This window comes from Croceicoccus sediminis, from assembly GCF_007570835.1.
GTDB lineage: Bacteria > Pseudomonadota > Alphaproteobacteria > Sphingomonadales > Sphingomonadaceae > Croceicoccus > Croceicoccus sediminis.
Map to the genome: position 1 here is coordinate 1,230,089 of NZ_SUNC01000001.1, position 18,303 is coordinate 1,248,391.

Below are 18,303 nucleotides of genomic sequence, written 5' to 3' on the forward strand. Positions count from 1 at the left end.
ACAATGCCTATCACGCTCTACGATGCTTTCGTCCCGACTTGCCTGCAGCAGCTTGGCGCGGTTTCCGGCCTGCTCGACAAGGCAGAGGCGCATTGCACGGCAAACCGGTGGCAGCCTGAAAAGGTCATCCAGGCAAAGCTTGCCCCTGACATGTTCGATTTCGCCTATCAGGTGAAGTCCTGCTACACGCACAGCGCGCTTGCCATCGAAGGGGCGAAGTCCGGCACGTTCAGCCCGAACATGGACGATGCGCCGACGACTTTCGACGGGCTGAAGGCCCTGATCGCCAACGCCATCGCGGCGATGGAGGCGGTGACCGTGGACGAACTGGAAGCCCTGATCGGCAAGGACGCGCAATTTGCTTTCCGCGATTTCCGCATCCCCTTCACGGCCGAGAATTTCCTGCTGAGCTTATCGCTCCCCAATTTCCAGTTTCACGCGACCACGGCTTACGCGCTGCTGCGCCACCTTGGCATAGAGATCGGCAAGCGCGACTATCTGGGCGCCATGCGAATGAAGACCGACCAATGAACGCACGATCCCAGTCCCGCTCCGCCGCGCGCCTCGCCGCGGTTCAGGCGCTTTACCAGATGGACATGGAGAAGACCCCGCTGGCGCGGCTTCTCGATGAATTCCATCAGCACCGCCTCGGCCGCGAAATCGAGGACGAGCAATATGCCGACGCCGAAGTCGCGTTCTTCGACGATGTCGTGAAAGGCGTCGACGCGCGCCGCGAGGAGATCGACGGCATCGTGTCGGCAAAGCTGGCCGAAGGCTGGTCACTCAATCGGCTGGACCGCACGATGCTCCAGATCCTGCGCTGCGGCGCATACGAACTGATGGCACGCAACGACGTGCCCAAGGCGGCGGTCATCACTGAATATGTCGACGTCGCCCACGCCTTTTTCGAAGAGCGTGAGGCCAAGTTCGTCAACGGCCTGCTCGACGCCATCGCCAAGGACGTAAGAGGCTGACGTGAGCGAGAGCGGCGAGGAACGCTTCATCGCCGCACTGCGCGCCATCGCGACATCGCCGGGTGCGCGCGGCCTTGCCGACGACGCCGCCGAACTCAGGCTTTCCTCCGCCACGCTGGTCGTGACCCACGACATGATGGTCGAAGGCGTCCACTGGCTGCCCGGACAGGACGCCGCCGACATCGCGTTCAAGCTGGTGGCCGTCAACCTGTCCGACCTTGCTGCCAAGGGCGCGGCACCGCTGGCGCTGATCCTTGGCTACATGCTGGGCGATGCGGACTGGGACGCGCGCTTTGCCCAAGGCCTTGCCGAGGCGGTCGACACTTTCGGGGTGCCGCTGCTGGGCGGCGACACGGTCTCCTCCCCGCAGGATAGCGCGCGCAGCGTCGGGCTGACCGCGATCGGCCGCCCCGCCGTCATCCCCGCCCCGTCGCGCACCGATGCGCGGGCGGGACAAGCCTTGTGGGTCACGGGCGAACTGGGCGGCGCGCTTGCCGGGTTCGAGGCGTTACAGGCAGGCTCTGCCGACGAGGCGCTGACCCGCCGCTTCCGCCGCCCCCTCCCCCGCATGGACGAAGGGCAGGCGCTTGCCCCGCTGGCCGGGGCGACGATGGACGTGTCGGACGGCCTGCTGCTCGACGCGAGTCGCATGGCAGAGGCCAGCGGCACGACCATCGCCATCGACAGCACCGCCGTGCCGGTCTGTGACGCGCTTGCGGATCGCAGGCTGGAGGCGATGTCGTGGGGCGACGACTACGAGCTTCTCTTCACGCTTCGCGAAGAACGCGAACCGCCCTTTGCCGCGACGCGCATCGGCAGGGTTCTGCCGCGCGGAGACCATCCGCTCCTCCTCGACGGATCGCCGCCGCCCCCGCAAACGCGCCTCGGCTATCGCCACGACTGATGCCCGCAAGGCCCTGTGCACAGGGCGCTTGCGCCGCGCTCGATACCGTGTAGCTTCCCCAGCCAGACGCCCCGCGGAATAGGGGCGCGGACAAAACAGGAGGGGATTCCAACGTGGATCTAGTTACGATCGCTATCGTACTGGGGCTGCTTGCCATCGTGTATGGCTTTGTCACCAGTCGCCAGGTTCTGGGCGCTGCCGCAGGCAGCGAGAGAATGCAGGAAATCGCCGCCGCAGTTCAGGAAGGGGCTCAGGCCTACCTCAAGCGGCAATATACCACCATCGCCATCGTCGGCGTGATCGTCGCAGTGCTCGTCGCGATATTCCTCGGAATGATCAGCGCCGTGGGCTTCGTGATCGGCGCGATCCTTTCGGGCGTTGCGGGCTTCATCGGGATGAACATCTCGGTCCGCGCAAACGTCAGGACGGCAGCGGCGGCGCAGACCGGCCTTCAGGAAGGCCTGACGCTTGCGTTTCGCGCCGGTGCCATCACCGGCATGCTGGTGGCGGGTCTTGCCCTTCTCGCGATCGCGGGTTTCTACGGATACCTGACGATGGTGGCCGGTTACACGGTCGGCGGTGAGGATCGCACGGTCATCGATGCGCTGGTCGCGCTGGCGTTCGGTGCTTCGCTGATTTCCATCTTCGCACGTCTTGGCGGCGGCATCTTCACCAAGGCCGCCGACGTCGGCGCCGACCTTGTCGGCAAGGTCGAGGCGGGTATTCCCGAAGACGATCCGCGCAACCCGGCGGTGATCGCGGACAACGTGGGCGACAACGTCGGCGACTGTGCCGGCATGGCAGCCGACCTGTTCGAAACCTATGTCGTGACCGTGGGTGCGACGATGGTGCTGACCGCGCTGCTGCTTTCGGGCGTTCCGCAGCTGGCCGGCCTCATGGCGCTGCCGCTGCTGATCGGCGGTGCGTGCATCCTCACCTCGATCGTGGGGACCTATTTCGTCCGTCTCGGCTCGAAGAAGTCCATCATGGGCGCGATGTACAAGGGCTTCCTCGTCACCGCGATCCTTTCGGTCCCGGCGATCTACGTCGTCACGCAGCTTGCATTGGGCGACATGAACGCGCCGATCCAGGCAGGCGACCCCGGCCTCATCGCCAATGTCGATGCAGGGATGCCCTTGGCAGAGGAAGGCACGGCCAGCCAGGTCGGCGGCTTTACCGGCATGGACCTGTTCTGGTGTTCGATGCTGGGACTGGTCATCACCGGCCTGATCATCTGGATCACGGAGTATTACACCGGCACGAACTTCCGTCCGGTACGCTCAATCGCCAAGTCGTCGGAAACCGGCCACGGCACCAACGTGATCCAGGGCCTTGCCATCAGCATGGAGGCGACCGCGCTTCCCACGCTGGTCATCGTGGCAGGCATCATCATCGCTTACCAGCTGGCGGGCCTGATCGGGATTGCCTATGCGGCAACCGCGATGCTGGCACTGGCCGGCATGGTCGTCGCGCTCGACGCATATGGTCCGGTGACGGACAACGCGGGCGGTATCGCCGAAATGGCCGACATGGACGCAGAGGTTCGTGAAAGGACCGACGCGCTCGATGCGGTGGGCAACACCACCAAGGCCGTGACCAAGGGTTACGCGATCGGTTCGGCGGGCCTTGCCGCGCTGGTCCTGTTCGCCGCCTACACGACCGACCTTGCTCACTTCTTCCCCGATCTCGACGTCGATTTCAGCCTCGAGAACCCATACGTCATCGTCGGACTGCTGCTCGGCGCGCTGCTCCCGTACCTGTTCGGTTCGATGGGCATGACGGCGGTGGGCCGCGCGGCGGGCGACGTGGTGAAGGACGTGCGCGACCAGTTCGCCAAGGACCCCGGCATCATGGCCGGGACCAGCAAGCCGAACTATGCCCGCACGGTCGACCTCGTCACCAAGGCGGCGATCAAGGAGATGATCGTCCCCTCGCTGCTGCCGGTTCTGGCGCCCATCGTGGTCTATTTCGTGATCACGCTGATCGCGGGGCCGCAGAACGGCTTTGCGGCGCTGGGCGCACTGCTTCTCGGTGTCATCGTGGGCGGCCTTTTCGTCGCCCTGTCGATGACCGCGGGCGGCGGCGCGTGGGACAACGCGAAGAAGTACATCGAGGACGGCAACCACGGCGGCAAGGGCAGCGATGCCCACCATGCCGCGGTGACGGGCGATACCGTCGGCGATCCCTACAAGGATACCGCAGGCCCCGCCGTGAACCCGATGATCAAGATCACGAACATCGTGGCCTTGCTCCTGCTGGCGGCGCTTGCTGCCGGCTAAGACCTAGCCCCATGGTTGGGGTCCAGCCCCGCCCGGTTCCTGCCGGGCGGGGCTTTTCTTTGGCCTGCCCGGCCGTCAAGCGCCCGATTTCTTCCGCCATGCCGTAACGGCGTTGACGCGGGGCCGGGGCCGCTGCAAGGCTCGGCCCCATGACATCGACCACACGTTCGCTGCTGACTGGCACCGATGCCGAACGCGCCGCCATCCTCGCCGAGCTTCTGACCGTCAGGGAAGTCGCCCACGACATCTTCCTTGCCCCGCGCATGCCCGACGGGGTGGGCCGCATCTTTGGCGGGCAGGTCGTGGCACAGGCGCTGGCCGCCGCACGGCAGACGGTGGACGAAGGGCGTAAACCCCATTCGCTCCACGCCTATTTCCTGCGCGGCGGGGACGAGGCCTATCCCATCGAGATGCGGGTCGAACGCGACTTCGACGGCGGCAGCTTTTCCAACCGCCGTGTCATCGCATCGCAGAACGGCACGCCGATCCTGAACCTCACCGCCTCGTTCCAGCGCCATTCGATCGCGCCGTCATGGCCGGTGTCCATGCCCGATGTTCCGGGCCCCGAAGGGCTGATGGATGAACTCGATTCGCCTGCGCGGAAGAATCCGGTGGATCTGGGCGATCGCATTCCCGCCCTGATCCGCCATCGCGCGTTCGAAATGCGTATCCCAGGCCATCAGTGGTTCAACGGCAAAGCGCCCGATGGGCCAATCTTCTTCTGGTTCCGCGTCACCGCGCCGCTATCCGACGACCTGGCGGTCCACCGGCTCGCGCTGACGTACCTGTCGGATTATGGCCTGCTGTCGACCGCGCTGGTCAATCGGGGCATTCGCATCAAGTTCGACGAGGCGCGAATGGCCAGCCTCGACCACGCCTTGTGGTTCCATGCCGATGCGCGGGTCGACGACTGGCTGTGCTTCGTCACCGATTCGCCCTTCCTCGGCGCGGGCCGCGCGCTGACGCGGGGACAGTTCTTTACCCGCGATGGCACGCTGGTCGCCTCCGCCTCGCAGGAAGGCATGATCCGCCTGCCCGAAGGCAGCTATACGCCGCCCGCCGCGGACTGATCCGGCCGCCCACACGAAAAAGGCGGCCCCCGTCAAATGACAGGCACCGCCCTTATCCCCCTCCGCCGCGGCGGAGCGTCTATACTGGTCAGTCGGCCTTGGCGACGCGGACCTTGTCCGACTTCGCATTGGCCTTGGCGATCGGCAGGCAACCGTGGCCGCTGCTCTTCACCGCATTGCACATCTGGGCCGCGGACTTTGCATCGAAGCCGCCCGCTGCGACGCGGAAGTAGTCGGTTCCGTCGACGCTGGCCTTGGTGATGACGGGCTGCTGCCCCTTGAGGTTCGAATAGCGCGACTGGAACACCTTCCAGCCTGCACGGGCATTGGCCTCGCTGGTATAGGAGCCGAGCTGCGCGACGTGCGTGCCGCTGGCCGACGGGGTCGGCAGCCTGGGCGCGGCGGGCTTGGCCGATGCCTTCGGCGCGGCCTTGGCCGGAGCTACGGCAGCGACCTTGACCGGCTTCGCCTCGACCGGAGCGGCCTTCTTGGGCGTGGGCTGGATGACGGCCATCTGCATCATGGCAGGCTGCGAGGCGGGAACCGATGCGGTCTTCACGCCGGATGCCTTGGCGACTTCCTTGGCCGGTTCGTCCATGCGGGCGACGATGACCGGTTCGGCCTTCTTGGGCGCAGGAACTGCGGCAGGCTTGGGCTCGACCTTGGCTTCTGCCACCTTGACCGGAGCAGCCTTGACCGGGGCCGGGGCAGGTGCCGCCTTGACCGGAGCCGGAGCCGGAGCCGGCTTGGCCTCGGCCATCACCGGTGCCGGAACGGGTTTCGGCGCAGCGGGGAAGTTCGCAAGGGCGAGCTGCGCGGGCATGCCGGCATCGTCCTTGAATTCGGCGCCGACAAGACGGGCGACGCGAACGCCGACCTGGTCGGGACGTGCGGTCATGGCCCATTCGGTCATGCGCTTGTCGATCACGTCGGCAGGAACGTCCTGCGCCGCCATCATGCGCGCCTCGCGCCAGCGCCCGTCGAGGGCGAAGGCATAGGCAAGGTTCTGGCGGTTCTTGGGATTTTCGTTACCGGCGCGGATGTCCGACGCGATGATCTCAACCCCGCGGGCGGTTTCCCCGGCCAGCGCAAAGGCAAGGCCGCGATCCGATGCCGGAATGGCATTGCCGTGCAGGGCCAGCGTGCCGACCGCGCTGCGGGCGCTGCCGCTGCCGATCTCGGCAAGGGCGAGCATAAGTGCGGTGCGCGGGCTGCTGTCGCCCAGCGACACGGCTTCCATAAGGGCCTGACGGGCCGATGCGAGGCGGCCATCGCGAAGATAGGCCTTGCCCAGCAGCGTGCGGCGCGATGCGTCGCGCGGTTCGGCCTGAACGGCTTCCTCGGCATAGCGCACGGCCTTTGCGGTATCGTTTTCGGCCAGCGCCTCGCTCGCCCTGGCGACCGAACGGTCACTGGCGATTGCGGGTTGTGCGATCATGGCGCCTGCCAGCATCGTGCCGGCAAGCAGCGGCGCGGCAACTGCGCCGAGGCCAAGGCGGCGGACGCGTTTCGCGGTTTCGAAGCGGATGCTCTTGCTCATCGGTTGCGGTCCTTGCTCTCGTATTCCCAGTGCGATGGGATCAGTTCCACGAAGTGCCTGCGGGGGGCATTGTAGCACCCTTGCCCGCCTGCTTTCCAAGATATTCTTCAATGGCATGCTCGGCGAAATCGGCCTCGTGCATGCCCTGGCGTCCGGCTGCATTGCGAAGCTGCTCGCGAAGGGCCGGGTTCAGGTGAAGAACCGTGACCGGCCCACGCCCGAAGATCAGCGCCATGAAATGCGCCCATGCGGCACGGATCTGTCCGAACAGGCCGACCGGGATTTCCTCTTCCGGCTCTGCATAGACATCCTCTGCATAGACGCGCTCTGCTGCTGCCGGAGCGGTGGCGACAGGCTGCGTTGCCGCGGCCTGCAGGCGTTCCTGCATCTCGCCGACCGGATTGGCGGGCGGAGACGGGCTCCACGCCGGGGCCGAGGCGTTCCATTCGCTCGCTTCGTCGTCGTAGCTGTCGGCCTCGTCCCAGTCGGGATCGCTCGACCCGCCGTTCACGTAAAGCGAATCGGCCGAATTGCTCATGGCGGTAAGGCCGATCGCGCTGCGCTGTCCGAAATTGGGGGTGGCTGCGCCATCGCCCATGTCGTTCCAGCCGCAGTCGTCCTCTGCGCCTGTCAGCCAGCCCGAAAGGCCGCCTGCATTGGCCGAGCCGAAGCCTGCCTGCTGAACCTGCGATTGTCGGCGCATGGCCGGACGTGCTGTGCCCTTCTTGGCCAGCAATCCGCCTGCACCCGGTTGCATCGTACCTGCCATCACGACATCGCCTCCTTACGACCCGGCCACGCGGCGGCCGAAGCCACCTTGCGCACGACCGCTGGCCGAAGCCCCGGCGCCTGCCTTCTGGCCGGCGAACACGGTGCGACGGAAGTTCTTTTCGAGACGCTCTGCAAGATACGCCCAGAGCTGTTCGATCTCTTGCGCCGAACGGCCGTAGGGATCGATTTCCATGACCGTGCGGCCGTCGATCATCGAGGCGGCAAAGTCGGTGCGGTGGTGAAGCACGACCGGCGCGACAGTGCCGTACTGGGCAAGCGCGGCGGCGGCTTCGGACGTGATGCGCGCCTTCGACAGGGCCGAGTTGACGACGAAGACCAGCGGCTTGTTGGCGCGGGCGCAGATGTCGACAGTGGCGCCGACGGCGCGAAGATCGTGCGGAGAGGGGCGCGTCGGGACAACGACCAGCTCTGCGACCGAGATCACCGACTGGATCGCCATGGTAATCGCGGGAGGGGTGTCGATGACGGCCAGCTTGAAACCCTGTTCGCGAAGCGTGACAAGATCCTGTGCCAGGCGGGCCACTGCGGTCTGGGCGAAAGCGGGGAATTCATCCTCGCGCTCGTTCCACCAGTCGGCGAGCGATCCCTGCGGGTCGATGTCGATAAGAACGACCGGGCCTGCCCCGGCGCGCTGGGCCTGAACGGCCAGGTGACCCGACAAAGTCGTCTTGCCCGATCCACCCTTCTGTGAAGCCAATGCGAGTACGCGCACCGATGATCCCCTTCAGTGACACTGATATGCTGGCTGCCACTCTTGCGGTGTAACCCTAATTTTGCGTTAAGACTGACCGCCAAGCGCGATAAAAAGGCCCGCTCCCTGCATGACGGATGACACGTCGCAGCCCCAAGTGGTTGCAGATAATCGAAGAATTCCCGTCATCGACCTGGCACGCGGTCTTGCCGTGCTGGGCATACTGGTCATCAACGTGACGACGATGGCCGGACCGGGAATCGCGGCAGGTTCGCCGGATTGGCACGGCCATGCCGAAACGGGCGACTGGATCAGCTTCACGATCACCTGGCTCCTGTTCGAGGGCAAGATGCGCGCGCTGTTCGCGACTCTGTTCGGGGTGAGCCTTGTCCTGTTCCTGTCGCGCGGTGACGAATATTCGCGGATCGTCGAACAGGTCCGCCGCCTGCTGTGGCTGGCGATCTTCGGCTATCTGCACTTCGCCCTGTTCTGGTGGGGCGACATCCTGTTCACTTACGCCATCGCGGGCATGGTCGCGCTGTTCTTCAAGGATCTGTCGCCATCGCGCCTGTTCGTGATGGGGATCGGCGCGTACCTGTTCGCCAGCCTTGCGGCAGCAGCGCAGGTCTGGTCGACGCTGTCGGCGGTCAATGCGGTCCATTCTGGGACGGCAACGGCGATGGAGGCCGATTTCGTCGCGCAGAACGCGGCCTTCTTCGCAGAGCGGACCGGCCTCAAGATGGCCGAATACGCGATGCCGTTCGTGGAGGCGCTGCGATACCGGCTGACCGTCATGCCCGCCTATCCCTTCACCCTGGCATCGGAAGCGGTGTTCGAGGCGCTGCCCCTGATGCTGTGCGGGATGGGTCTGGCGCGAAGCGGGTTCTTTACCGGGCAATGGCCGCGCAAGTCGCTGGTCCTGATCGCTGTCGTCGGCGCGGCGGTGGGACTCTTCTGGTACGCGGCCATGCTGCTCTATGCCGCATCGCAGGGCTTCGACATCGTAACGGCCAGCCTCTTGCCCTATCGCATCGGGATGATCGGGCGCTTCGCCATGGCGGCAAGCTACCTTGCCCTGATCGCGCTGTGCGGCACGGCGATCGTGCAATGGCGGATCGGACAGCGGATCGCGGCGGCAGGGCGGATGGCGTTCAGCAACTACCTGGGATCGACCGTGGTGATGACCTTCCTGTTCCACGGCTGGGGCCAGAACCTTGCCGTGCGGGAATACGAACACACCACGCTGATGCTGTTCGTCCTTTTAGGCTGGGCCTTGATGCTGGGCTGGTCGAAACCCTGGCTCTCGCGCTTTGGCATCGGCCCGCTGGAATGGTTGTGGCGCATGCTGGCAGGGGTCGGAATCCGCAAGGCGAAGCGAGCGGTCTGAGCCGCCGGAAATCGCCAATTGCTTTTGCAATCAATTCTCATTAACAATGATTCGCATAGGCAACCTAGAGGCCGATTCGACGATGTACCTTTGCATCTGCAACGCGATCCGGGAAAAAGACTTCCGCACCCTGGCCCCCCTTTGCGGCGGCGATGCGGAAGAAATCTATCGGGAACTGGGCCACGCGCCCCAGTGCCGGCAGTGCCTTGAAGAGGCGAACGACATCCTGTGCGAAATGGGATGCGCCTGCGCGGCCTGACCCGCGGATAAGAGGCCTTTGCCCTTGCGTCCGCGAATCCGAACGATCATCAAGGCCCGCGAACCGATAACAGGAGTCCGGCCCGATGAAGGGTGACGCAAAAGTCATCGAGTACCTGAACAAGGCGCTCACCAACGAACTGACCGCCGTCAACCAGTACTGGCTGCACTATCGCATGCTGGACAACTGGGGCGTGGCCAAGCTGGCCGAGTTCGAGCGGCACGAATCCATCGACGAGATGAAGCACGCCGACCAGCTGGCCGACCGCATCCTGTTCCTCGACGGGCTGCCCAACTTCCAGGCCATCGGAAAGCTGAAGATCGGCGAGAACGTCGAGGAAATCCTGAAGGCAGACCTCGCCCTTGAGAACGAGGCGATTCCCCTGCTGCGCGATGCCATCGCCCACTGCGAGGACGTGCGCGACTATGTCAGCCGCGACTTGTTCACCTCCATCCTCGATAGCGAGGAAGACCACGTCGACCACCTCGAAAAGCAGTTCGACATGATCGAGCGGATGGGCATCGAAAACTACGTCCAGCTCAATTCGAAATCCGTCCACGACGAGTGATATCGTGGCCGGTCACGACACCCTGATTGCCCTAGCGCGCGAGGCGGCGGCGAAAGCCCATGCGCCCTATTCCGGCTTTCACGTCGGTGCGGCGGTCGAAAGCGCGGACGGCACGATCGTCACCGGCGCGAACATGGAAAACGCCTGTTACCGTCTCGGCATCTGTGCCGAACAGTCCGCCCTGACCGCGGCGCAGCACGCCTTCGGATTGAAGAACGTGGTGCGCATCGCGGTCGCCGGCGGCCCGATGCGCGGCGGCGCAGTGGTCGGCGACGATGTCGTCACGCCCTGCGGCGGGTGCCGACAGGCGATATACGAGGCGGCGGCGCTATCAGGTCACGACGTCGAAATCGTCTCTGCCAGCGCGGAGGGCGACGCGGTAGAAGTGCGCCGGATATCAGAGCTGCTGCCCATTGCCTTCGGGCCCGACGCTCTGGCCTGACCTGCCCGCGCCGTGTTAACCCCCATGCGGGTCGTGCAAGGGGGAAGCCATGAAAGAACTCATCGCCTGCATCGCCGCTGTCGGCCTTGCCGCCTGCTCGCAACCTTCGCAAATCTCGGATTCCGCGCCCTCACCCGAAGTCGCCGGCTTCGTGGCCGGACCGGGCACTTATGCCGTCGGCGATGACACCACGGTCTACGTCAAGACGCAGCTGGACGAGGATGGCACTTACGTCGACATGGACGATACCGAGCCTGTCGACGGCGGCACGTGGCGCGTGGACGGGGCGACGATGTGCTTCGATCCCGAAGGCGATGCAGCGGACCGGCAGGAGCGCTGCTGGATCAACGGACCGCAACAGGCCGACGGCAGCTTCATGTCGACCCGCGACGACGGCAGCCAGGCCTATCGCGTCACGCCGATAAGCGAATGATCCCGCTCAACTGCGGGCGAAGAACGTGAGCCCCATGGCAAGATAGGCGCAGAACCAGAAGCCCGCATCGATCAGGGCAATGACGCGCGGCGTGCGCTGATGCAGGTAATTGGTCCAGAGTGCGGGGATCACGAAGAACAGCGCGACGCCCCCGCTCATCATCGGGTAGAGCCACCACTTCGACGGATCGGAAAGCCGGGCGAACATGTGGCCCAGCATGGCCGCCGACACCAGCACCAGAAGGAAGGTGAAGAACATCGTCGTGAACGGCCGGCGCCGGACTTCCAGACCGCCCGGCCCGGCCATCACGGCCATCGGGCGCGAAAATACGCGATACCAGATCGCCGCGACGACCATGGCGGCCAACGCGGCGAGAACGACGCCAATCCAGTCGACAGGACCCATCCGTACTCCGCCTGCAAATTCCCGCTGTCCGGGCGGGAAGCTCACTCTTGCAACGGTCCCTACACCCAATTCGCGCAGAGTTTAAGGGCAGGCGCGCTCTTGCACAGTCAACGAACCGCTGGCGCGCACGGCCCGTCGCGTGTATCGGCGCGGCAAATGGCTCAAGAAATCGCACCCTCCCCCAAAGTCGGCATGGTCAGCCTCGGTTGTCCCAAGGCGCTCGTCGATTCCGAACGCATCCTCACCCGTCTGCGCGCGGACGGTTATTCGATGAGCGCGGATTACGAAGGCGCGGACGTCGTGCTGGTCAACACTTGCGGCTTCCTCGATTCCGCCAAGGAAGAGAGCCTAGACGCGATTGGCGAGGCGATCGCCGAAAACGGCCGCGTCATCGTCACCGGCTGCATGGGCAACGAGGCGGAGATGATCCGCGCAAAGTACCCCGACGTCCTGGCCGTTACCGGCGCGCACCAGTACGAACAGGTGGTCGAGGCGGTTCATGAGGCCGCCCCCGCCGCGCGCGGGCCTTTCGTCGACCTCGTGCCGCAACCCGACATCAAGCTGACGCCGCGCCATTATGGCTATCTGAAGATTTCGGAAGGCTGCAACCACTCCTGTGCGTTCTGCATCATTCCGGACCTGCGCGGAAAGCTGGCCAGCCGCCGAATTGATGCGGTCCTGCGCGAAGCGGAAAAGCTGGTCGCCGCGGGCACGAAGGAACTTCTGGTCATCAGCCAGGATACGTCGGCCTATGGCGTCGACGTGCGCCATGAAGAACGCATGTGGAAGGGTCACCCCATCCGCACGCACATGACCGACCTTGCCCGCGAACTGGGCAAGCTGCGTACGCCGCAGAACGAAGTGCCGTGGGTGCGCCTTCACTACGTCTATCCCTATCCGCACGTCGACGCGGTCATCCCGCTGATGGCGGAAGGGCTGCTGACGCCCTACCTCGACATTCCGTTCCAGCATGCCAGCCCGTCGGTCCTGCGCGCCATGAAGCGCCCTGCGAACGAGGCGAAAGTGCTCGACCGCCTGAAATCGTGGCGTGAGATCTGCCCAGACATCACCGTACGCTCCAGCTTCGTCGTCGGCTTCCCCGGAGAGACCGAGGACGATTTTCAGTACCTGCTCGACTGGCTGGAAGAAGCGCAGCTCGACCGGGTCGGTGGGTTCCGGTTCGAGCCGGTCGAAGGCGCGCAGGCCAATGCACTGCCCAATCCCGTGCCCGAAGAGGTGAAGGAAGAGCGTTACGCCCGCCTGATGGAAGTGACCGAGCGGATCAGCGCGGCCAAGCTTGCCGCCAAGGTCGGCCGGACCCTGCCCGTCATCATCGACGAAGTGGGTGAGCCGGACGAGGACGGCGACATCGGCGCCACGGGCCGCAGCCAGGCCGACGCGCCGGAAATCGATGGCAACGTCTTCCTGCGCGACGTGCCGTCCGATCTGTCCGCCGGCGACATCGTAAGCGTGACGGTGGAAGACGCCGACGCCCACGACCTGTTCGGCGTCATCGCCCCCTGAAACAAAGCGGGCGTCGTGAAAACCGGTGCCATGCGGACATCGACCACAACGGATTTGACCGGCGGCGCGCCAGAAGGCAGGAGAGGCGCAATGACCCAAGCAAGCCGCATCTGGACCGCAGCCATCATCGTCATCGGCGATGAAATCCTGTCGGGCCGCACCCAGGACAAGAACATTTCCCAGATCGCCACCTGGCTTGGCATCCAGGGGATTCGCCTGCGCGAAGTGCGCGTCGTGTCGGACGACATGGACGCGATTGCCGAAGCGGTGAACATCCTGCGGGCGCGCAACGATTACCTGTTCACCACCGGCGGCATCGGGCCGACGCACGACGACATCACCGTCGATGCCGTATCGGCAGCGCTGGGCGTGGACGTGATCGTCCATCCCGAGGCGCGCGCCATCCTTGAAAAATACTATGCCGACAAGGGCGGCGTGAACGAAGGCCGCCTGCGCATGGCGCGCACCCCTGCGGGCGCTTCGCTGATCCCCAACCGCTATTCCGGCGCTCCGGGCATCCAGATCGACAACATCTATGTCATGGCGGGCGTACCGCACATCACCGCCGGAATGCTCGACGCGCTGACCGGCTCGCTCGAAGGCGGCGAACCGTTGATGAGCGAAACCGTCGGCGCATGGGTTCCCGAAAGCGAGATCGCAGGGCTCCTGCTCGAACTGGAACGCGCGCACGAAGGGTCGCAGATCGGCAGCTACCCCTTCTTCCGCGAAGGCCGCGTCGGCGCGAATTTCGTGGTCCGCTCGACCAGCCAGGACACGATCAAGAGCGTAATCGACAGCCTCTGCGAAGGGCTGGGCGAGATGGGCTACGACTTTACGCCGGGCGGGATCTGAGCGCGCAGGCCCATTGCCAACGGTGATCGAGGCGGCAGCGTGTCACTCTGCCCCATCACCTGAAAACCCAACAATCACGGGCTTTCCGCCTGCCACCTTCCGGGTGACAAGTTGGCGGAGAAGTTTGCCTATTTCACAGAGCAGCCCGTTCGCCAGCCCGCCCCCGCCGCAGTAGGGAACCAACCGTTCAGGCCCGCGCGACGGGAAAGGCGGCCACTTCCGGACCGCGCGCCAGTTGCACTTCGCGCGCAAGGCAGTTGGCCCAGTCCTGCATGCACTTGTCGATGGCGAAGTCCCCTGCCCGCCCGCGTTGCGCACGTGGGGAGCGCAGCGCAGTCAGTTCGATGTCGATGCACGCGGCAAGGTCAGCGACATCGTTCGGGCGGGCAAGGGTTCCGAACCGGCCATGGCCGAGCATTTCGGCATTTCCGGTCGGACAATCGGTGGCGACGATCTTCACCCCGCAGGCCAGAGCCTCCAGCAAGGCATTGCTGGCCCCTTCCCAGCGCGACGGCATCACGAACAGGTCCGCCGCTGCGATCAGGGGAAACGGGTTTTCGAGAAAGCCCGCAAAGTGGACGCGCGATGCGGTGCCCAGACGGTGCGCCAGCAAGCGCAGGTTCGCTTCCTCGGGACCGGTTCCGGCGATGACCAGCCGCAAATCGGGCCGCCCCGCCAGCGCCGCGATCAAGAGGTCGAACCCTTTTTGCGGAGCCAGCCGCCCCATCGCGACCAGCAGGGGCCCGTGCCCCCGCGGCAGGCCGGCGGGCAGCGCTGCATCTCCTGCCATCCGGTCGATGCGGGCAATGTCGACCCCATTGGAGATGACGTCGATCATCGCCTTGGTTCCGCTGGCCTCGATCTCGGGCCGCAGGGCTTCGGCGACGGCAATGACGCGGTCCGCGCCGAGATACTTCGACAGTTTGACCAGGCCCGGCTCCTTGCCGGGACGGCGAGAGGAATTGCTCGCGCGCAGGACCAGCCGCATCTGGCCGCGCAGGCCCGACAGCAGAGCCGCAGCGCTGACCGGCAAGTGCGAATGGTTGCCCCCGCTGACCACCACGGCGGGGCGGTGACGACGGACAAGTCCGGCCAGCGTCGGCACCGCGAGCGCGAGGGCGACGGCACGCGGCATGCCGCTTCCCACGTCGCACGACCGTACCGGAATGTCTTCCGGCACTCGGTCGCGTAGCGGGCCCTTGCCGCTGACCGACCAGAGTTCGACGGCTAGCCCCTGCCTGCGCGCGGCGGCGGCGATCTCGATCGATTTGGCCACCGTGCCGCTGGCGCGGAAATCGTGGTTCACGATGACCACGTCGGGGCGGTCGGTCATGCGGGGCGAATCGCCGATCATCAGTGCACCTGTTGGGCCGAGCGCGATGCCGCGCGCTGAGGAAGGAGGAAAACGAGCAGGACGATTGCCGTGCCCAGCACGAGGGACGCAGCCGCGCGGCTGAGCTCCAACCCGCCTTGCGCCACCGGCTTGTCGAGAAAATCGCCTACGACTGCGCCCAGCGGGCGAGTCAGGATGAACGCGGCCCAGAACAGGGCGGCCTTGTTCGCCGAAGTGAAGAACCACAGCGCCGCCACGACCGCGAGCGCCCCGCCGAAGATCAGCGCGGCACCCAGATAACCCGGCCCGCCATCGGCAACCCAGTCGCCCAGCGCGGTGCCGAGCGTCTGCGACAACGTGATGGTGAGCCAGTAGAACATCTCTACCTTGGGGGTGCGAACCGACAGGACCGACACCGTGCCCATCGTTAAATGCCACGCTAATATCGCGCCGAGCACCAGCGTCAGCAGGAGCAACGAGCCGCCCGGATAGCCGATGCCGAGCGAGCGGGTCGCAAAGTCGGCCATGGTCGTACCGGCGGTGGTCGATGCGATGATGGTCGCCCAGTAGAGCGCCGGGTGAAAACGCGATGCCCTGATCTGCGCGATCACCAGCGCGATCAGCAGGGTGGCAAAAATGGCCGTGCCGACCAGATAGCCGAGATTGAGCGACATGCTGACCGTATCGCCTGCGGTTTCCCCGAAGGTCGTGGCAAGAATCTTGATGATCCAGAAGCCCAGCGTGATCGCAGGGACTTTGGTCAGGTCGGCGTAGTCGTCCCGGTCGGGTGTCGTTGGCATCATGGAAGGCTCGCAGCGATTGGTTGAGACCTACGAACTAGAAATCGATGGCGATGCGCTCCATAAGCGGGCGCTGCCTGCGATAAGCACACGCTTATGACGCGCCGATTACGGTCGTTTCAGGGATGGGAGACTCGCTTGATATCAACCCGCCGACTGCCACCGCTGCGCTTCGTGACCGCGGTTGTCGTGGTCCAGGCCATCGCTGCGATCTACTTTCTCGTCGACGGCGTGAACGACATGCTGCGCGCCGGATCGGGGATGACGACGCTCGAGGCATCGCTCGAGGCGCTGGTCGCGCTGGGCTTGCTGGCAGGCGTCGTGCTGGGCGTTTTTGCCATCCGCGCCGCGGCACGCGAAGCGCGCGAGACGGAACAGGCGCTGGATCTTGCCCGCGGCGCGCTGGCCGAAGCGATCGAGCGGGAATTTGCCAGCTGGGGGCTGACCGCATCGGAAGCGGACGTGGCGCTCTTTGCGCTGAAGGGCTGCACTGTCGAACAGATCGCGACAATGCGCTCGTCCGCACAAGGGACGGTGCGCGCGCAGTTGAGCCAGGTCTATGCCAAGGCCGGCGTCAATTCGCAGGCCGCGCTGATGGCGACGATCATGGAAGACCTGCTACCCCAGCGGAACGACTGAGCCGCCGGCCTGTCAGGCATAGAAAAAGGGCCGGGAGGACGTGCCCCCGGCCCTTTTTTCGTGAACCTTGCTTAAGGTCGTAGCGCTCAGGCGCCTTCGACTTCGGCGAGGTCGATCTTCAGGCCCGGGCCCATCGAAGAGGTCACGGTGACCTTCTTGACGTACTTGCCCTTGGCGCCCGAGGGCTTCGCCTTGACGATCGCATCGACGAATGCGTCGAAGTTGGCCTTCAGCGCATCGTCCGAGAACGACAGCTTGCCGATGCCCGAATGGATGATGCCCAGCTTCTCGACGCGGAATTCGACCTGGCCGCCCTTGGCGTCCTTGATGGCCTGTTCGACGTTCGGGGTGACGGTGCCCAGCTTCGGGTTCGGCATCAGGCCCTTGGGGCCCAGAACCTTACCGAGGCGGCCGACGACGCCCATCATGTCCGGCGTCGCGATGACGCGGTCATAATCGAGGTTGCCGTTCTGCATGTCTTCCATCAGGTCTTCGGCACCGACCTTGTCGGCACCGGCGGCCAGAGCCTTTTCGGCATTGTCACCGCGGGCGAACACGGCGACCTTGACGTCCTTGCCGGTACCCGAGGGGAGCGAGACCATGCCGCGGACCATCTGGTCGGCGTGACGCGGGTCGACGCCGAGGTTCATCGCGATTTCGACGGTTTCGTCGAACTTCGCGCTCTTCAGGTCGCGCAGAGTCTTGATCGCTTCGTCAACGCCGTACAGCTTTTCGTTGTCCAGCTTTTCGGCCAGCGACTTCTGCTTCTTGGTCAGCTTTGCCATGTGATCAGCCCTCCACCACGTCGAGGCCCATCGAACGCGCGCTGCCTTCGATGATCTTGGTTGCCTGTTCGATGTCGTTTGCGTTGAGGTCGGCCATCTTCTGTTCGGCGATGGCGGCGACTTCGCTGCGCTTGATGGTTCCGGCCGAAACCTTGCCCGGTTCCTTGGAACCCGACTTCAGCTTGGCGGCCTTCTTCAGCAGGAACGAGGCCGGCGGCGACTTGGTCGTGAACGTGAAGCTGCGATCGGCATAGACCGTGATGGTCGTCGGGATCGGCATACCCTTTTCAAGGTCCTGCGTGGCGGCGTTGAACGCCTTGCAGAATTCCATGATGTTCACGCCGCGCTGACCCAGCGCGGGACCGATCGGCGGGGACGGATTTGCAGTGCCCGCAGGCACCTGGAGCTTGATATAGCCCTCGATCTTCTTGGCCATGATGGCCTCCTTTCACACTGTCGGACCGGCCCTTTCGGACCGATCCTCCTGATAAGCGGTACATGCGGCATCCACCGGACACCTCCCGCACGGAATCACCCGCCCGAAGGCAAGCGAAGGCGCGCACTTAGCGGTTTTGCGGGTGAATGCAAGCAAATCCCCCTTGTCAGCAGCGTTTTTAGCGGGATGT

Annotated in this window: 21 protein-coding genes; 13 read left to right on the plus strand and 8 right to left on the minus strand. The window is 65.0% G+C overall.

All coding sequences use genetic code 11. The features are described from left to right. Positions 1 to 3 precede the first annotated feature (3 nt). From FAX90_RS05730 to FAX90_RS05750, 5 genes are all read left to right on the plus strand, one after another. Positions 4 to 531 (plus strand): DUF1993 domain-containing protein, encoded by a 528-nt coding sequence (locus FAX90_RS05730; RefSeq protein ID WP_144096316.1) that lies wholly within the window; start codon positions 4 to 6, stop codon positions 529 to 531. After that, the gene (gene nusB / locus FAX90_RS05735; protein WP_144096318.1) at positions 528 to 974 is read left to right on the plus strand and encodes a transcription antitermination factor NusB; all 447 of its coding nucleotides are present in this window, start codon (positions 528 to 530) and stop codon (positions 972 to 974) included. Before FAX90_RS05730 ends, nusB begins: the two co-directional genes overlap by 4 nt. Before the next feature lies 1 nt (position 975). Next, complete coding sequence (gene thiL, locus FAX90_RS05740) at positions 976 to 1,878, plus strand: thiamine-phosphate kinase (RefSeq protein WP_144096320.1); 903 nt, start codon at positions 976 to 978, stop codon at positions 1,876 to 1,878. A gap of 113 nt (positions 1,879 to 1,991) precedes the next feature. Continuing rightward, on the plus strand, positions 1,992 to 4,157 hold the full coding sequence (locus FAX90_RS05745; RefSeq protein ID WP_144096322.1) for a sodium-translocating pyrophosphatase: 2,166 nt from the start codon (positions 1,992 to 1,994) through the stop codon (positions 4,155 to 4,157). 149 nt (positions 4,158 to 4,306) lie between these two features. Then, positions 4,307 to 5,227: an acyl-CoA thioesterase gene (locus FAX90_RS05750; RefSeq protein ID WP_144096324.1), complete on the plus strand. Its 921-nt coding sequence runs from the start codon at positions 4,307 to 4,309 to the stop codon at positions 5,225 to 5,227. Positions 5,228 to 5,315: 88 nt separating this feature from the next. Here FAX90_RS05750 and FAX90_RS05755 read toward each other — a convergent pair whose 3' ends face one another. Genes FAX90_RS05755 through FAX90_RS05765 form a run of 3 tightly spaced genes read right to left on the minus strand, consistent with a single transcriptional unit; the run spans position 5,316 to position 8,271 of the window. After that, positions 5,316 to 6,767, minus strand: coding sequence for an SPOR domain-containing protein (locus tag FAX90_RS05755; RefSeq protein ID WP_144096325.1), 1,452 nt, complete (start codon positions 6,765 to 6,767; stop codon positions 5,316 to 5,318). A gap of 40 nt (positions 6,768 to 6,807) precedes the next feature. Continuing rightward, positions 6,808 to 7,536: a CopG family transcriptional regulator gene (locus FAX90_RS05760; RefSeq protein WP_144096327.1), complete on the minus strand. Its 729-nt coding sequence runs from the start codon at positions 7,534 to 7,536 to the stop codon at positions 6,808 to 6,810. A 15-nt stretch (positions 7,537 to 7,551) separates the two neighbouring features. Beyond that, the gene (locus FAX90_RS05765; RefSeq protein ID WP_144096330.1) at positions 7,552 to 8,271 is read right to left on the minus strand and encodes a ParA family protein; all 720 of its coding nucleotides are present in this window, start codon (positions 8,269 to 8,271) and stop codon (positions 7,552 to 7,554) included. Positions 8,272 to 8,380: 109 nt separating this feature from the next. Between FAX90_RS05765 and FAX90_RS05770 the strand changes: the two genes are divergently transcribed. The 5 genes from FAX90_RS05770 to FAX90_RS05790 all read left to right on the plus strand — a co-directional run bounded on the left by FAX90_RS05770 (position 8,381) and on the right by FAX90_RS05790 (position 11,339). Further along, the gene (locus FAX90_RS05770) at positions 8,381 to 9,637 is read left to right on the plus strand and encodes a DUF418 domain-containing protein (protein ID WP_144096332.1); all 1,257 of its coding nucleotides are present in this window, start codon (positions 8,381 to 8,383) and stop codon (positions 9,635 to 9,637) included. Positions 9,638 to 9,683: 46 nt separating this feature from the next. Next, positions 9,684 to 9,896 (plus strand): (2Fe-2S)-binding protein, encoded by a 213-nt coding sequence (locus FAX90_RS05775; RefSeq protein ID WP_338080250.1) that lies wholly within the window; start codon positions 9,684 to 9,686, stop codon positions 9,894 to 9,896. Positions 9,897 to 9,981: 85 nt separating this feature from the next. Beyond that, the gene (gene bfr / locus FAX90_RS05780; protein ID WP_144096334.1) at positions 9,982 to 10,464 is read left to right on the plus strand and encodes a bacterioferritin; all 483 of its coding nucleotides are present in this window, start codon (positions 9,982 to 9,984) and stop codon (positions 10,462 to 10,464) included. Positions 10,465 to 10,468: 4 nt separating this feature from the next. Then, the gene (locus FAX90_RS05785; protein ID WP_144096336.1) at positions 10,469 to 10,906 is read left to right on the plus strand and encodes a cytidine deaminase; all 438 of its coding nucleotides are present in this window, start codon (positions 10,469 to 10,471) and stop codon (positions 10,904 to 10,906) included. A 49-nt stretch (positions 10,907 to 10,955) separates the two neighbouring features. Next, positions 10,956 to 11,339: a hypothetical protein gene (locus tag FAX90_RS05790; protein WP_144096338.1), complete on the plus strand. Its 384-nt coding sequence runs from the start codon at positions 10,956 to 10,958 to the stop codon at positions 11,337 to 11,339. A 6-nt stretch (positions 11,340 to 11,345) separates the two neighbouring features. Here the strand turns inward: FAX90_RS05790 and FAX90_RS05795 are convergent, their stop codons facing one another. Continuing rightward, positions 11,346 to 11,789, minus strand: coding sequence for a DUF1761 domain-containing protein (locus FAX90_RS05795; protein ID WP_240704743.1), 444 nt, complete (start codon positions 11,787 to 11,789; stop codon positions 11,346 to 11,348). A gap of 111 nt (positions 11,790 to 11,900) precedes the next feature. On the opposite strand from FAX90_RS05795, the gene rimO reads away from it, so the two are divergent. Then, positions 11,901 to 13,268 (plus strand): 30S ribosomal protein S12 methylthiotransferase RimO, encoded by a 1,368-nt coding sequence (gene rimO / locus FAX90_RS05800; protein ID WP_144096339.1) that lies wholly within the window; start codon positions 11,901 to 11,903, stop codon positions 13,266 to 13,268. A gap of 90 nt (positions 13,269 to 13,358) precedes the next feature. Then, entirely contained in the window at positions 13,359 to 14,120 is a 762-nt protein-coding gene (locus FAX90_RS05805; RefSeq protein ID WP_144096340.1) for a competence/damage-inducible protein A, read from the plus strand. Between the two features lie 187 nt (positions 14,121 to 14,307). Here the strand turns inward: FAX90_RS05805 and FAX90_RS05810 are convergent, their stop codons facing one another. Both FAX90_RS05810 and FAX90_RS05815 read right to left on the minus strand, forming a co-directional pair. After that, a complete protein-coding gene (locus FAX90_RS05810) occupies positions 14,308 to 15,474 on the minus strand; it encodes a glycosyltransferase (RefSeq protein WP_144096341.1) in 1,167 nt (388 codons plus the stop codon). Then, positions 15,474 to 16,256: a COG4705 family protein gene (locus FAX90_RS05815; RefSeq protein WP_240704744.1), complete on the minus strand. Its 783-nt coding sequence runs from the start codon at positions 16,254 to 16,256 to the stop codon at positions 15,474 to 15,476. The genes FAX90_RS05810 and FAX90_RS05815 overlap by 1 nt, the downstream gene beginning before the upstream one ends. 171 nt (positions 16,257 to 16,427) lie before the next feature. Here FAX90_RS05815 and FAX90_RS05820 point away from each other — a divergent pair, with 171 nt between their 5' ends. Beyond that, positions 16,428 to 16,892, plus strand: coding sequence for a helix-turn-helix transcriptional regulator (locus FAX90_RS05820; protein WP_240704745.1), 465 nt, complete (start codon positions 16,428 to 16,430; stop codon positions 16,890 to 16,892). 86 nt (positions 16,893 to 16,978) lie between these two features. Here FAX90_RS05820 and rplA read toward each other — a convergent pair whose 3' ends face one another. Together rplA and rplK are read right to left on the minus strand one after the other, a co-directional pair. After that, a complete protein-coding gene (rplA, locus tag FAX90_RS05825) occupies positions 16,979 to 17,677 on the minus strand; it encodes a 50S ribosomal protein L1 (RefSeq protein ID WP_144096344.1) in 699 nt (232 codons plus the stop codon). 4 nt (positions 17,678 to 17,681) lie between these two features. After that, on the minus strand, positions 17,682 to 18,113 hold the full coding sequence (rplK, locus tag FAX90_RS05830) for a 50S ribosomal protein L11 (RefSeq protein WP_066764063.1): 432 nt from the start codon (positions 18,111 to 18,113) through the stop codon (positions 17,682 to 17,684). Between the last annotated feature and the right edge of the window lie 190 nt (positions 18,114 to 18,303).

Coding starts and splice junctions, on each gene's coding strand:
- FAX90_RS05730 (WP_144096316.1), top strand. CDS start 4: ATGCCTATCACGCTCTACGATGCTTTCGTCCCGACTTGCCTGCAGCAG.
- nusB (WP_144096318.1), top strand. CDS start 528: ATGAACGCACGATCCCAGTCCCGCTCCGCCGCGCGCCTCGCCGCGGTT.
- FAX90_RS05750 (WP_144096324.1), top strand. CDS start 4,307: ATGACATCGACCACACGTTCGCTGCTGACTGGCACCGATGCCGAACGC.
- FAX90_RS05755 (WP_144096325.1), bottom strand. CDS start 6,767: ATGAGCAAGAGCATCCGCTTCGAAACCGCGAAACGCGTCCGCCGCCTT.
- FAX90_RS05760 (WP_144096327.1), bottom strand. CDS start 7,536: ATGGCAGGTACGATGCAACCGGGTGCAGGCGGATTGCTGGCCAAGAAG.
- FAX90_RS05770 (WP_144096332.1), top strand. CDS start 8,381: ATGACGGATGACACGTCGCAGCCCCAAGTGGTTGCAGATAATCGAAGA.
- FAX90_RS05775 (WP_338080250.1), top strand. CDS start 9,684: ATGATTCGCATAGGCAACCTAGAGGCCGATTCGACGATGTACCTTTGC.
- bfr (WP_144096334.1), top strand. CDS start 9,982: ATGAAGGGTGACGCAAAAGTCATCGAGTACCTGAACAAGGCGCTCACC.
- FAX90_RS05790 (WP_144096338.1), top strand. CDS start 10,956: ATGAAAGAACTCATCGCCTGCATCGCCGCTGTCGGCCTTGCCGCCTGC.
- rimO (WP_144096339.1), top strand. CDS start 11,901: ATGGCTCAAGAAATCGCACCCTCCCCCAAAGTCGGCATGGTCAGCCTC.
- FAX90_RS05805 (WP_144096340.1), top strand. CDS start 13,359: ATGACCCAAGCAAGCCGCATCTGGACCGCAGCCATCATCGTCATCGGC.
- FAX90_RS05810 (WP_144096341.1), bottom strand. CDS start 15,474: ATGATCGGCGATTCGCCCCGCATGACCGACCGCCCCGACGTGGTCATC.
- FAX90_RS05815 (WP_240704744.1), bottom strand. CDS start 16,256: ATGATGCCAACGACACCCGACCGGGACGACTACGCCGACCTGACCAAA.
- rplA (WP_144096344.1), bottom strand. CDS start 17,677: ATGGCAAAGCTGACCAAGAAGCAGAAGTCGCTGGCCGAAAAGCTGGAC.
- rplK (WP_066764063.1), bottom strand. CDS start 18,113: ATGGCCAAGAAGATCGAGGGCTATATCAAGCTCCAGGTGCCTGCGGGC.